Source organism: Mycobacterium sp. ML4 (assembly GCF_054515735.1).
This window is the reverse complement of record NZ_JBTNSY010000006.1, coordinates 169,110-182,277: the sequence shown is the minus strand read 5'-3', so window position 1 is coordinate 182,277 and position 13,168 is coordinate 169,110. Positions and strand designations below refer to the sequence as shown.

The 13,168-nt window shown below is 67.8% G+C and carries 14 protein-coding genes and 1 pseudogene; 6 read left to right on the top strand and 9 right to left on the bottom strand.

The window, feature by feature from the left end:
• Positions 1 to 6 precede the first annotated feature (6 nt).
• Positions 7 to 1,545 (bottom strand): glycosyltransferase, encoded by a 1,539-nt coding sequence (locus tag ACX9NE_RS08645; protein WP_459377716.1) that lies wholly within the window; start codon positions 1,543 to 1,545, stop codon positions 7 to 9.
• Here ACX9NE_RS08645 and hpnC point away from each other — a divergent pair.
• Complete coding sequence (hpnC, locus tag ACX9NE_RS08640) at positions 1,499 to 2,374, top strand: squalene synthase HpnC (RefSeq protein ID WP_459377715.1); 876 nt, start codon at positions 1,499 to 1,501, stop codon at positions 2,372 to 2,374. The two genes, ACX9NE_RS08645 and hpnC, sit on opposite strands and share 47 nt — an antisense overlap.
• Positions 2,371 to 3,234: a presqualene diphosphate synthase HpnD gene (hpnD, locus tag ACX9NE_RS08635; protein ID WP_459361267.1), complete on the top strand. Its 864-nt coding sequence runs from the start codon at positions 2,371 to 2,373 to the stop codon at positions 3,232 to 3,234. The genes hpnC and hpnD overlap by 4 nt, the downstream gene beginning before the upstream one ends.
• Before the next feature lie 147 nt (positions 3,235 to 3,381).
• On the opposite strand, the gene ACX9NE_RS08630 is transcribed toward hpnD, so the two are convergent.
• The gene (locus ACX9NE_RS08630) at positions 3,382 to 3,732 is read right to left on the bottom strand and encodes a DUF4229 domain-containing protein (protein WP_459361266.1); all 351 of its coding nucleotides are present in this window, start codon (positions 3,730 to 3,732) and stop codon (positions 3,382 to 3,384) included.
• 46 nt (positions 3,733 to 3,778) lie between these two features.
• Between ACX9NE_RS08630 and ACX9NE_RS08625 the strand changes: the two genes are divergently transcribed.
• Complete coding sequence (locus ACX9NE_RS08625) at positions 3,779 to 3,934, top strand: hypothetical protein (protein ID WP_459361265.1); 156 nt, start codon at positions 3,779 to 3,781, stop codon at positions 3,932 to 3,934.
• Here the strand turns inward: ACX9NE_RS08625 and ACX9NE_RS08620 are convergent.
• The 7 genes from ACX9NE_RS08620 to hemL all read right to left on the bottom strand — a co-directional run bounded on the left by ACX9NE_RS08620 (position 3,931) and on the right by hemL (position 11,280).
• A complete protein-coding gene (locus ACX9NE_RS08620) occupies positions 3,931 to 5,271 on the bottom strand; it encodes a MinD/ParA family ATP-binding protein (RefSeq protein WP_459361264.1) in 1,341 nt (446 codons plus the stop codon). The two genes, ACX9NE_RS08625 and ACX9NE_RS08620, sit on opposite strands and share 4 nt — an antisense overlap.
• 56 nt (positions 5,272 to 5,327) lie before the next feature.
• Complete coding sequence (ccsB, locus tag ACX9NE_RS08615; protein ID WP_459361263.1) at positions 5,328 to 6,302, bottom strand: c-type cytochrome biogenesis protein CcsB; 975 nt, start codon at positions 6,300 to 6,302, stop codon at positions 5,328 to 5,330.
• Positions 6,299 to 7,855, bottom strand: a complete 1,557-nt coding sequence (gene resB / locus ACX9NE_RS08610) for a cytochrome c biogenesis protein ResB (protein WP_459361360.1) — start codon at positions 7,853 to 7,855, stop codon at positions 6,299 to 6,301. Before resB ends, ccsB begins: the two co-directional genes overlap by 4 nt.
• 116 nt (positions 7,856 to 7,971) lie before the next feature.
• Positions 7,972 to 8,757, bottom strand: a complete 786-nt coding sequence (locus tag ACX9NE_RS08605; protein ID WP_459361262.1) for a cytochrome c biogenesis CcdA family protein — start codon at positions 8,755 to 8,757, stop codon at positions 7,972 to 7,974.
• Positions 8,754 to 9,356, bottom strand: coding sequence for a TlpA disulfide reductase family protein (locus ACX9NE_RS08600; protein WP_459361261.1), 603 nt, complete (start codon positions 9,354 to 9,356; stop codon positions 8,754 to 8,756). Before ACX9NE_RS08600 ends, ACX9NE_RS08605 begins: the two co-directional genes overlap by 4 nt.
• Positions 9,353 to 9,961 carry a histidine phosphatase family protein gene (locus tag ACX9NE_RS08595; RefSeq protein WP_459361260.1) on the bottom strand — a complete coding sequence of 203 codons (609 nt, stop codon included), beginning with the start codon at positions 9,959 to 9,961 and terminating at the stop codon, positions 9,353 to 9,355. Before ACX9NE_RS08595 ends, ACX9NE_RS08600 begins: the two co-directional genes overlap by 4 nt.
• On the bottom strand, positions 9,961 to 11,280 hold the full coding sequence (gene hemL, locus ACX9NE_RS08590; RefSeq protein WP_459361259.1) for a glutamate-1-semialdehyde 2,1-aminomutase: 1,320 nt from the start codon (positions 11,278 to 11,280) through the stop codon (positions 9,961 to 9,963). Before hemL ends, ACX9NE_RS08595 begins: the two co-directional genes overlap by 1 nt.
• A 58-nt stretch (positions 11,281 to 11,338) precedes the next feature.
• On the opposite strand from hemL, the gene ACX9NE_RS08585 reads away from it, so the two are divergent.
• From ACX9NE_RS08585 to ACX9NE_RS08575, 3 genes and pseudogenes are all read left to right on the top strand, one after another.
• Positions 11,339 to 11,734 (top strand): nitroreductase family deazaflavin-dependent oxidoreductase, encoded by a 396-nt coding sequence (locus ACX9NE_RS08585; protein ID WP_459361258.1) that lies wholly within the window; start codon positions 11,339 to 11,341, stop codon positions 11,732 to 11,734.
• Entirely contained in the window at positions 11,731 to 12,072 is a 342-nt protein-coding gene (locus tag ACX9NE_RS08580) for a hypothetical protein (RefSeq protein WP_459361257.1), read from the top strand. The genes ACX9NE_RS08585 and ACX9NE_RS08580 overlap by 4 nt, the downstream gene beginning before the upstream one ends.
• A gap of 29 nt (positions 12,073 to 12,101) precedes the next feature.
• Positions 12,102 to 12,770 (top strand): annotated as a pseudogene (locus ACX9NE_RS08575) (ketopantoate reductase family protein); the annotation flags it as partial.
• Positions 12,771 to 13,168: the final 398 nt, after the last annotated feature.

Below are 13,168 nucleotides of genomic sequence, written 5' to 3'. Positions count from 1 at the left end.
CACTAGTCAATAGGCCTGAGCATCAAACGTGCGCCCGGCGATCATCTCGTCGAAGACCGTCATGAACTGATCGGCACCGCGGAGTTCACCGCGGATCCGTGCGGCCAGCCGCTTTGCGGCATGCTGCACCCGGTCGGCTCGCACCCGCTCGACGGCATCGGCGAGGACGACCGCGCTCAACGTTCCTCGTGGAACGAGTTCACCGGCCCCCAGACGCCTGAGTGCCCGTCCCCAGAAGTACTGATCAGTCACCTGGCTGCACACGACTGAGGGGGTGCCACTGGCTGCCGCGGCGGCAACGGTACCTGCGCCACCGTGGTGCACGACCGCCGCACAACGTGGGAACAGAGCGGTGTGGTCGACCTCCGACACCAGCCGGATCCGATTCGACGGCGCTGTAATCGTGTTCATTTGCGATGAGCCGACCGCGACAATCGCGCGGTAGCCACGGACACCGCAGACCGTGTCGAATTCGGTCAACAGCCGCCCCAACCGTGGCATCGGGGTGCTGCCGAATCCGATATAGACCAGGGGCTCTTCGGTCGCGTCGATCCATCTCACCAGATCAGGAGTCATGGACGGGGCATGCTGTCCGGCCGGACGGATGAACCCGATCCGTCGGCAGTCAGCGGAATCGCGCTTGTTGCGGGCAACGATGGCGGTGCCGAAGGCTTCCACGATCAGATGCTTACTGCGCTGGAATGTCTTCGACGGCCGCAGGACCGGTCGCGGATACCCGATGCGTCGCGCCAGACGTCGGGTATCGCGCCAAATACTGAGGTCCAGCCCCAGATCGAACAGCTGATAGGTCAGCCCGGACAGCGGGTACGGAAGCCGCTGGAGGCCCGGAGTGACGAGGGGATGGGCCACCGGCGCAGCCGGCGATAATGGCTGTAAATGCAGGGATACGATCGGCACGTCGGCGGCGGCGGTGATGATCGCCACCTTCTCCTGCAGCGTTCGCATGGTGATCACGCAGTCAGTCCCGCGACACAACTCGATCAGGGCGGCATCGATCTCCGGACTGTGTCGACGGTACTGGTCCCCGATGGCCCGCAATTGAGCCACGGTTCCGCGTTCGAAAAATGCTCGTTGCCCCTCCGGTGAGGCAAGAAACGCGCTGAGATCAAGAGCCGTGAGGATCACCGGCGCGAATCCGAAACGTTCCGCCAGGAACGCGACGTCGGCATTGCCGCCGAATGCCACATCGTGGCCCGCATCCCGGAGACGTTTCGCGATTTCCAGCAGCGGTAGCGCATCCCCACGTGTACCGACACAGGCAATTGCGATGCGCATTCGCAACCCCTTGATGCCCGGCGTGTCAGATCTACCCAGGGTCGTTGACATCTCTGACCCAGCGCGAGGCAATCGTAGCCAATTGTTTGCCGATGGTGGACGGAGTTGTCTTCGAGATTTTGAGTCGGAAGCGACAAATTGGTGCGGTACAGGACTATCGTTCGGGAATGCGCTCAGCGGTTTGCGACATTCGACGCAGCATATGATGCGTGGTGGCTCGCGTGTCGCACGCCGCTCCGCCGCCGCCATGGCCGAACGCGAGCGAGACGAGAATTTTCCGGTGGCGATGCGATTTCTGCCCGCCGGGCTGCGCACAGATCTGCACGCCCTTTACGCCGTGGCCCGCACCATCGACGACCTGGGCGACCGAGAAGCCGGGAACCGCATCGCGGCGCTGGACGATTTTCGTGAGGATCTGCACCGGATCTGGGCGGGGGGCAGCCCTCGGCGACCGGTTCTGCGTGCGCTGGCTCCGACCGTACGGGCCCATGACTTGAGCCCCGAGCCGTTCGATTTGCTGATCGAGGCCAATCTGACCGATCAACGGGTCACCCACTACCAGACCTTCGATGACTTGCTCGGCTATTGCCGGTTGTCGGCCAACCCCGTCGGACGGCTTGTGCTTGATATCTTCGGCCAGAGCTCGCGCGCCGCCGCCGAGCTGTCCGACCGGGTGTGCACTGCGCTGCAGCTTCTCGAGCACTGCATGGACGTCGACGAAGACCGCCGTGCGGGACGCATCTACCTACCAGCTGAAGACCTCGACGCTTTCGGGGTGCGTGTCACCGATCTGGACGCCCCGAGCGCCAGTCCGGCGCTGCGTGCGCTCCTGGAATTCCAGACGCGCCGGGCCGTCCGTCTGCTCGAATCTGGCGTGCCGCTGCTTTCCCGCCTGCACGGCTGGGCCAGGGTCGCCGTCGCGGGCTACATCGCGGGAGGTCGTGCCGCCGCGGACGCGCTGCGGCGCGCTGGATATGACGTACTCGGCGCCGTACCCCGCACACGTCGCCGCGACACCGCGCGCGCGGCCGCGACGCTGCTCGTATGGCCGAGCGGCGACAACGGTATCTGGCCATGAGGCAGCTAGGGACGGTGGCAGAGGCGTACCGGATCAGCGAAGGGATCACCCGGACGCAGGCCAAGAACTTCTACTACGGCATTCGCCTGCTGCCGACTCAGAAGCGGTTGGCGCTCTGCGCCCTGTATGCGATGGCACGACGCATCGATGACATCGGCGACGGTGATATGCCGGTGGAGGACAAATGCTCGGCGCTGGCATCGACGCGCGAATCGTTAGAGCACGCGGACGTTTCGGTCGATCCGGTGTTGACTGCCCTTGCTGACGCGGCACGGCGCTACCCGGTGCCCCTGCCGGCGTTCGGCGAACTGATCGACGGGGTCCGCATGGATGTGGACGGCACTACTTATGAAGACTTCAGCCAGCTGGTGGTGTACTGCCGCCGAGTGGCCGGCTCGATCGGCCGGCTGTGCCTGTCGGTGTTCGGTCCGGTCAACCGGGAGACGGCCCTGTATGCCGACCAGTTGGGGATTGCGTTGCAGCAGACCAACATTCTGCGCGATGTCCGCGAAGACCTGCTAAACGGGCGGATCTATCTCCCCCGCGACGAATTGGACCGGTCCGGGGTGCGACTGGCCGTCGACGACCGCGGCGTGCTCGACGACCCCAACGGTGCCCTCGCCGCGCTGGTCCGTGCGTGCGCGGATCGCGCCGAGGACTGGTACTCGCTCGGGTTGAGGCTCATTCCACATCTGGACCGGCGCAGCGGTGCCTGCTGTCTTGCCATGGCGGGCATCTACCGGCAACTGCTGGCGTGCATCAAGTCCTCACCGGTCATCATCTACGATCGCCGGCTGTCGCTGTCCGGCACGGCAAAAGTCCGCGTCGCGGCGACCGCGATTGCGCGGGCGGCAGTCTGAACAAGCGGCGAGTCATCCTCGACCGTCCGACGGCGGCACGTAGATCCATCGTTTCTCGCGGCGCCAGCCGCGCAGGCCCCGACGCGGAACCCCGCAGGGTCAAAACAACGGAATCTGCGACCAGTCCTAGTTCGGCGCTTCCGGGTGTCACGACTCGTCCTCATCTTGTTCCGCGTCGACCGCATCTCCCCGCAGCCGGGCCCTGAGCCGGTCGCGCTCGCGACGCCGGCGCTCACCGGCCACGGCGAGCGTCGCGGTGGCGCGCCGCCGCAACGGGCTGAACACCCACATTCCCAGTGGCATGGCGATGATCAGGCCGCCCAGGGCGGCCAACACGAGCGGGAAGTCGGCCACGCCGAGCAGTCGGGCCAGCCCGTAGATCGCGGCGGTGATCACCGCGAACAGCAACAGCCGGGCGGTCACGTAGAGCCCGATGACCCATACACCCCGGCCGGCGTTTGCACCATCATCGGTCTTGTCGCTGAGCGCTTCTGGCACAGCCTGAGCCTACGGCGCGGGTATATTTGCCCAAAGGAGGTGTCGAGTGCTGTACCTGCTCGTCGTCCTTGTTCTGGGGACGTTGATCTATCTTGGCTGGCGCGCGGCGCGGTCGCAGACAAAGCCGCCGAAGACCCGCGTCATCGGGCCCGACGACGATCCGGAGTTCTTGCGGCGATTGGGCGATAACAAGCCGCGCTAGGCGAAGCTCGCGACGGCCCGTCGCGGGTCGCTGGGAAACGCGTCGGCGACCACCGCGGCCAACTCGGCCACCGCCTCGCGGGTATCGCGCTTCAACCGGTCGAGGCTGATTTCGGCGCCTTCCTCGAGGTGGCCGTCGAACGGCACCACCCGCACCGCTCGGCAGCGCCGGGCGAAGTGGTCGATCACCTTCTGCATGTCGACCTTGCCGGAACGCGACCGTACCGCGTTGATCACCGCGACGGAGTTGCGCACCAGGTCCTCGTGGCCGTGGGCCTCCAGCCAGTCCAGCGTCGCCGACGCGCTGCGGGCCCCGTCGATGGACCCGGAGGCGACCACGATGAGCACGTCGGATTTGGCCAGGACCGCCGGCATCGTCGAATGCAGCAGGCCCGTGCCGCAGTCGGTGAGCACCAGCCCGTAGAACCGCTCCAGGATGTCCACGGCCCGGGTGTAGTCGTCGCCGTTGAAGGCCTCCGACACCGCCGGATCGCTTTCGGACGCCAGTATTTCCAGCCCGTCAGAGTTCTGCGAGGTGTAGCCGCGGACGTCGCTGTAGCGGTCGATGCTGTCCGCGTCACGCAATAGGTGCCGTACCGTCGCCGGCGTCTCGAGGGGAACCTTCTGGCTCAGGGTGCCGCGGTCCGGGTTGGCGTCCACCGCGACCACGCGGTCGCCCCGCACCGAGGCGAAGGTGGAACCCAGGCAGGCGGTGATGGTGGTCTTGCCGACACCGCCTTTGAGTGACAGCACCGCGATGCGGTAACAACCGCGCAGGGGCCGGTTGATCTGGGCCACCAGGTTGTTGTGCCGGGTCGCGCGGGGACTCTCGCCCAGGTTGATCAGTTGACCCGACATCACGTAGAGCAGGCGACGCCATCCTTCCGACGGCGGCGGCTTGACCGGACGCAACAGCATGGTCGTGGACAACTCGGGATACGGCGCGTGCGGCAGCGGCTCCGGGCGGAACTGAGGCCTTTCCTGGGTGCTGGGCGCGTCCGGCGGACCCGGGTAGTAGGCGCCGTAGGCCGTCGGGTCGACCCGCGTCACGCCGGTCACCGGCCCGGTCGTTGGACCGGCATCCCACCGGGGGCGGTCGAGTTCGACGGGTTGGGGAGGGGGTGCCATGCTCGCCGTGCCGTGGTCGGCGGGCGGTATCCGCCGCTCAGTGCGGAACCCGGTGAACGCCCGGGTGGGCGCCTCGGCGGCGGGATCCGCCGGTGGCTGGAACTCTGCGGTGGGCTGGTCCGGGCTCGCGGGCTCTCCGCTCTCGGCGTCGACTCCATTGCCCGGGATGACTCGCGGCGCCCCCGCGCCCGGCGTCGGATGCTCTGACACTGCTGCTCCCCCTCTGTCGGCCCCGCGGCCCCTGGGATCGGGTCGGTTGGTGTCGGTCAGCCCACGCCTGCGTAGGAGTGCAGGCCGACCGTCACCAGGTTAACGAAGAACAGGTTGAAGACCATGGCGACAAACCCCGCGACGTTGATCCAGGCGGCCTTGCGGTCCCGCCAACCCGCGGTTGACCTGGCATGGAGGTAGGCGGCGTACACCACCCATGCGATGAACGACACTGTCTCCTTGGGGTCCCAGCCCCAGTAGCGGCCCCACGCTTCCTCGGCCCAGATCGCCCCGAAGATCACCCCGAAGCCGAAGACCGGGAAGGCGAAGATCGTGGTGCGGTACGCGATCCGGTCGAGCGTCTGCGCGTCCGGGAACCGCTGCACCAGACGCGGTAGCTTGCCCTGGGCGTCCGGCTCACCCAGCCGCGACGTCCGCATCAGGAACAGGATGCTGGCGATGCCCGCGACCATGAAGACCCCGGAGCCCAGACTGACCACCGACACGTGAATCGGCAGCCAATAGGACTGCAACGCCGGCATCACCGGTGCGGCATTCGCGTACAGCCAACGTCCGGACACGGTCAGCAGAATCAGGATCGGCAGCAGCAGGAACACCCACAGCGGCCGGTACTGTGGGCGTCTCAAGACGACGGCGCCGGCGATCAGCCCGGACATACAGGTCAAGTTGATGAACTCGTACATGTTGCCCCACGGCACCCGCATGGTGGCCAGTCCGCGCAGCACGATGCAGGCGAACAGCAGACCGATGCCGAGGTAGAGCACGGCCAGCCCGGCGCGACCCACCCGTTCGTCGAGCGGCCGCTGCGGATGCTCGGCCACGATGCCAGGTGCGGAGCTGTCGCTGCAGACGGTTCCGGCCGGTACGGCGACCGGTTCGAGCTTGCGGGCACGGACGTAGGCGAGCTCGTAGGCCAGCAGCAGCAGTGCGACCACCAACGCCACCACGGCCGAAGTGAAGGCCCAGTCGGAATATCGGGCCAGGCCGATGTTGATGTGCTGGGTGTTCATGTGACGTCCACTTTCGTTTCGGCTCGTTCGGCATCGGGGTCGCGGTCGAAACCGGCCGTCAATCGCTCGGTCAACCGCTCGAACTCGTCGCCCCATCCAGAGTTGTCGGTGCGCGCCAGGCCGCCCAATTCGATCCCGACGGTACCCGGCGTGTCGGGCCGGGGCGTGAGGCGAACCCACACCCTGCGACGGCGCACCAGTAGCGACACCAGCAGTCCGGCCATCATGGTGATCGCGAAGAGCAGCACCCAGACCTGACCAGGATCGTGGGAGACCTGCAGGTTGACGAACGGGACGGCGCCGTCGAATCGGACCGTGGTGCCGGCCGCGGGTCCCTGGTCGATGCGCACCTGCTCCCCGACACGCAGATTGACCCGCTTCTCCTTGGTCAACCGGCCCTGTTGGATCAGCCGCGGATCCAGGTTGAACAACGACTGGGGCCGCCCGGTGTCCAGGCCGGTGTCACCCCGGTAGATGTCGATGGCCACCGCGGGGTCGTTGAGCGCCGGAAACCGCGAGGACAGCAGGGCGCCATCCAGTTGCTCGGTCGGCGCCAGCAGGCCCTGGATCGCGATCTCGTGCTGCCGGCGTTCCTCAGCGGTGGGGTAGCTGCCGGCCGGCGGATCGATGCGCGCCGCACCGGAGGACAACAGGGTCTGCGGGTTGTCCGGACGCCACTGCACGGTCGAGGTGCGGGTCTGGCCGTTGGGGAAGGTCACCGTGAAGGTGGGGGCGTAGCCGTGGCCCTGCAGGTAGACCCGGTTGCCGTCGATCCGCAGCGGATGGTTGACCTCGAGCCGGTAGGGCCGCCAAGTGTTGGATATCAGATCGTCCCCCGCCTGATAGGCGATATCGGCGGCGAACGAGGTGGCCTGCCCGGACGGCAGATAATTGGCTTGAAAGTTGTTGACGCGCAAGCAAACCGGGTGCAGAGATGTACCGTCGACGGTGTTGCCCGCACGGAAGGAGTCGAATGCCGCCGGCGTCGCCGAGCAGAACCCGGGCCCGCCATCGGCGATGACAATCACATTGCCCTCGTAGCCGAACAGCTTGCCGACGGCGACGGCGACCAGCAGACCCAGCAACGAGAAATGGAAGACGAGATTGCCGAATTCGCGCAGGTAGCCTTTCTCGGCCGAGACCTCGACGGCGGCGCCGGTGCGGCGGGTGGCGGTGCGCCAGCCGCGCAGCCGCTCGGTGACGGCGTCGGCCAGGGCTTCCGGGTCGCCGACGGCACGGGTTTCGGCGTGTTTGGGCAGCCTGCTCAGGTTGCGCGGCGCGGCCACGGGCGTGGCCCGCAGGCTGCGGGCATGCTCGAAGATCCGCGGGGTCAGACAGCCGACCAGCGACACGAACAGCAGCACGTAGATGGCGGTGAACCAGAAGCTGGAGAACACGTCGAAGGCCTGCAACTCGTTGAGCCACGGCCCGATCATCGGATGCGCCCGCAGGTATTCGTCGACCTTGCCGGTGTTGAGGCTGCGCTGCGGTAGCAGCGCGCCGGGAATTGCGGCCACCGCGAGCAGGAACAGCAGCACCAGCGCGGTGCCCATCGACGTCAGCGACCGCCAGGTGTTGCGCGCCTTCCCGGCGACCGCTTTTGGCGCGAGCAGACACAAAATCGCACCAAAACCCCCGGTTTTGTGCGATTTTGTGTCTGCTCGCGCCATCAGATCGGCAGCCTCACGTCAGAGACGAAGGCATCGCGCAGCCACGACACGAAGTCGTTCCACACCCCGGTGACCAGGGCGGCCCCGACCGCGATCAACAGCACGCCACCGAATACCTGAATCGCCCGGGTGTGGCGGCGCAACCAGCCCAGCCCGGCCACCGCCCCGGCCGAGCCGAACGCCAGCAACACGAACGGGATGCCCAGCCCCAGGCAGTACGCGATCACCAGCGCGATGCCGCGGGCCACGTTGGCGCCATCGGTGGCAGAGGCCACCGTGATCACCCCGGTCAGCGTCGGCCCCAGGCACGGCGTCCACCCGAGCGCGAACACCGCGCCCAGCAGCGGAGCTCCCGCGACCGTGCTCAGCTGCCGAGGGCTGAACCGGGCCTGGCGCTGCAGCGCAGGGATGAGCCCGACGAACACCAACCCCATCACGATGGTCAGCACGCCGCCGACTCGCTGCAACAGCAGCTGGTTGGTGATCAGCGCGGTGGTCATGCCGAGCACGACGACGGTGCCCAGCACGAATACCGTGGTGAACCCGGCAACGAACAGGGCCGCGGATCCGGCGACGCGCCAGCGTGCGGCCGGGGGCGCCTTGAGGGTGCCGCGACCATCTGCCTGGTCCTCGTCCACCCCCACCACCGCCGCCAGATAGGACAGGTAGCCGGGCACCAGCGGCACCACGCACGGCGACGCGAACGACACCAGACCCGCCAGCAGGCACACGCCTAGAGCCACCACCAGTGGCCCCGCGGAAGCGATCTCGGCGAACCCGGTCACTGTGGTCTCGACGTCGTGGCCGGAGCTTCGGCGGCGATCCGTTGGACCACCGGCTGCAGGTCATCGGCGAGCAGCTCGCGGAGGAAGACCGCCGCCACTCGGTGTTGACGGTCGAGCACCAGCGTCGAAGGTATGACCGTCGTGGGGTACTTGCCACCGAAGGCGATCAGGGTGCGCATCGGTGGGTCGTAGATCGAGGGGAACGTGACGTGCCGGTCGTTGACGAAGTCCTGCGCGGCCTCGCGGCTGTTGTCGCGGACGTCGATCCCGAGGAACGCGACGCCCGAGTCGCGGGTCGCGTCGTACACCCGCTGCAACTGGGCGATCTCGGCCCGGCACGGGCCACACCACTGACCCCACACATTGATGACGACGACCCGACCCGCGAAGTCGTTCAGGGAGATGGTCCGCGCCGGGTCCGTCAGACTGGGCCCGGATAGCGAGCCCGGACGACCGCGGCTGTCCGGCGGGTCGTAGAAGATGTCCGTCTTCCCGCCCGGGGAGACGAATTCGAAGGTGCCGCCTTGCGCGACAGCGTCACGCCCGGAGCAGCCCGTGAGCAGCCCGGCGAGCACCGCTGCGATCAACCAACGAATCATCGGGCCGCCGGTTCTGCGTACTGCACGTCGACCAGCCGGTCACCGTCATAGATCAGCGATGTCACCGACGCCAACCCGCACTCCCGGCGCCGCGGGTCGTGCCAGAGCCGCCGGCCCGTCACGTGCATGCGCAACGTCCAGACCGGCAACTGATGGCTGACGCATACCACCTCGTGACCGGCGGCCCGCACCCGCGCCTTGTCCGTCGCGGCCGCCATCCGGACCGCGATCTCGGTGTATGGCTCTCCCCAGGACGGGGTGAAAGGATTCCGCAGGTGCCACCACACCCGCGGGTCACGCCAGGCGCCGTCGCCCGGGCTTACCCTGCGGCCCTCGAAGAAGTTGGCGGATTCGATCAGGTCGTGGTCGGTGTCCACCGTCAGGTTGTGCCGGGCGGCGATGGGCGCCGCGGTCTCCTGGGCCCGCTGCAGCGGCGAGGCGATCACCGCGACGATGTCGCGGTGCGACAGGTAATCGGCGACCGCGGCGGCCTGCGCGGCGCCGTTCTCCGACAAGCGGAAACCGGGCAACCGGCCGTAGAGGATGCCGCTGGGGTTGTGCACCTCCCCGTGCCGTATGACGTGGACCCGGGTCTGTTCGGCCATCAGGGGTGTTCCTCCTGTGCCGCGGCGGCGGCCGCGGCGGGTAGCGCGTCAGCGATCCGCTCGAAGGCGCTGTCGTCCAGAGCAGCCGAGACGAACCACGCCTCGAAAGCGCTGCACGGCGGGTAGACGCCCGCATCGAGCAGGGCATGAAAGAACGGCGCATAACGCCAGGTCTGGCTGGCGCGCGCGGACGCAAAGTCGGTCACCGGCGCGTCGGCGAAGAACACGCTGAGCATATTGCCGCCCCGCGAAATCTGATGCGCGACACCGGCTTCGGTCAACGCTGAGGCGAGCAGCCCGGCGAGCCGGTCGGCATTGGCGTCCAGCGCGGCGTACACCGCGTCATCGGCCGCCCGCAGCGTCGCCAACCCGGCCGCCATAGCAACCGGGTTGCCCGAGAGGGTGCCGGCCTGATACACCGGCCCCAGCGGTGCGAGTCGCTCCATCACCTCGACCCGCCCCCCGAACGCCGCGGCGGGCAGTCCCCCGCTCATCACCTTGCCGAACGTGAACAGGTCAGCATCGACGGAATCGATTCCGTACCAACCGCTTCGGCTGACGCGAAATCCGGTCATCACCTCGTCGGAGATCAGCAGCGCGCCGTGCTCGGCGGTGATCGCGCGCAGTGCCGCGTTGTAGCCCGGCGCCGGTGGGACGACGCCCATGTTGCCGGGGCTGGCCTCGGTGATCACCGCGGCGATATGCTCCCCGAGCCGGGCGAAAGTACTCCGGACAACGTCGATGTCGTTGTAGGGCAACACAATCGTGTCCGCGGCGGCCGCACCGGTTACCCCGGGCGAGGACGGTAACCCCAGGGTGGCCACCCCGGACCCCGCGTCGGCCAGCAGCGCGTCGACGTGCCCGTGGTAGCAACCGGAGAACTTGACGATCTTGGGCCGGCCGGTGAAGCCGCGCGCCAGCCGGATCGCGCTCATGGTGGCCTCGGTGCCGGAGTTCACCAGCCGGATCCGCTCAACGGGGGCTACCCGGGCGATGATCTCGCTCGCCAGTTCGGTCTCGGTGGGCGTCGGGGCCCCGAACGACAGACCGTGGGCCGCGGCCTTGGTGACGGCGTCGACGACGGCCGGGTGTGCGTGACCCAGAATCATCGGCCCCCACGAGCAGACCAGGTCGACGTAAATATTGCCGTCGGCGTCGGTGAGCCGGCAGCCGTGCGCCTCGGTGATGAACCGCGGAGTGCCGCCCACCGCGGTGAAAGCCCGCACCGGCGAGTTCACTCCGCCCGGTATCACCGCGCAGGCATCGGAGAACAGCTGCGCCGAGGCGCGCACCCGCCCGGTTGCCTGGTCACTACCCATGCCGACCAGTGTCCCAGCCGCGCCGACGGGTTCAACTACAGGGTGTAAGAGTTACGTCATGCAACTTCCGCAATGGCTGGCGCGGTTCAACCGTTACGTGACCAATCCCATCCAGCGACTGTGGGCCGGCTGGATTCCTCTGCACGGCATTCTCGAACACGTCGGGCGTCGCTCGGGCAAGCCGTTCCGCACGCCGCTGGTGGTGTTCACCGCGGAGATCGACGGACGGCCCGGGGTGGCGATCATGCTGACTTACGGGCCCGACCGGGACTGGCTGAAGAACCTCAAAGCGGCCGGTGGCGGGCGGTTGCAGCGGTACGGCAAGACCTTCGGCGTGACCGGCCCGCGGGTGATGACCAAGCTTGACGCGGCACCGTATGTCAGCCGCGGGCTGCGGCCGGTGTTCGCCAGGCTGCCGTTCGAACAAGCCGTGCTGCTCACCAAAAGCGAGTGACGAAACTCACCGAGATTTGTGAGCGAGCGGTCAACCTGGCCGGCAGCCCGGCGAACTCGCTGGTCAACTTCTCCGGCCATGACGTCGCGCTGATCGGCGTCCACCGCGGAAAGCGCGTCGAAGGCGTCGCGTTCAACTCGATCGGCCGCGTCGCGCGGAGCGGGATCCTGCGCGACCGGATGATTCCGCGGCTGCTCGCCGCGCCTGCCGACACGCTGCTGAATGACTCCGGACGGCTCGACCCGGCAGCGGTATCGGCGTGTGCCCTGCGCGACGAGAAGCGCGCGGCGACCGGGCCGCCGCGGCCGCGGCGCTGGAACTGGCGTGCTGGGACTTGAACGCCAAACTCGACGACGAACCCGCCTGCGCGACCATCGCCCGTCCGATGCTGGGCGAGGAAACCACGATATTGACCATCCAGAACGGTCTGGGCTCGGCGGAGGCCGTTGCCGGCATCGTCGGTGACCAGCGCCTGATCGTCGGGATCGCCAGCGGCTTCGGGGCCGCCCGGGTCGCCCCGGGTCATGTCCACCACAACGCCATGCGCGCAATGCGTTTCGGCGCCTACTCGACCCTGGCGCATTCGGCGGTGGAGTCGGTCGCGCGGGTATGGGCGCAGGCCGGATTCGACGCCGCGGCGGTGACCGACATCGCTGCCATGCAGTGGGAGAAGCTGATTTGCAATGTCGCCTACAGTGCGCCCTGTGCGCTGACCGGGATGACGGTCGGCCAAGTGATGGACGACCCGCAGATGGGCCCGGTGAGCCGGGCGGCGGCGACGGAGGCCTGACGGGTCGCCTGGGCCTCCGACATCGCCATCGACGTGGCCGATCCCGTCGAGCACGTCCGCGCGTTCGGCGCCGGGATGCCGGATGCGAAGCCCTCGGCGCTGCTCGATCATGATTCGCGGCGGGTCAGTGAGATCGACGTCATCAACGGCGCCGTGCCGCGGCAGGGAGCGCGGGTGGGCGTTGACGCACCGGTGAACGCGACGCTCGCCGCGTTGGTCAAGGCCGTCGAAAGGCAGTGGCAGTAGCCGGCTTAGCGTCAAGTAATCGGCAGATACTCACGGCCATAAGCACTTCGACCAGCCGGCTACTGCCCCAGCCCGGCCCCCGTTCGTGCACAACGACCGGCTCATCGACGCACTTATCACGCGGGCCTGCTGCGCTCGGCAACCCTCGCCTGGCGCGCGCTCACTGACATAACAGCTGTCCCTACCCACAACCCGCTGACGCCACGGCTCTGCCGGATGCCGTCCGGCCCGTGCTGCTGGATGCCAACGACGGCGGTGGTGTCCTCCCCCCATGGGGGGAGGAATTTTCATCCTGCGAACCCTCCAGTGAGGCGAGGACGCGGGAGCCGCGATTGCGCGACGGTGGTATCCGGAGTCCTGGTGTGCTCAGGAAACCCCGTCGGGCAAAGGGGCCGAAG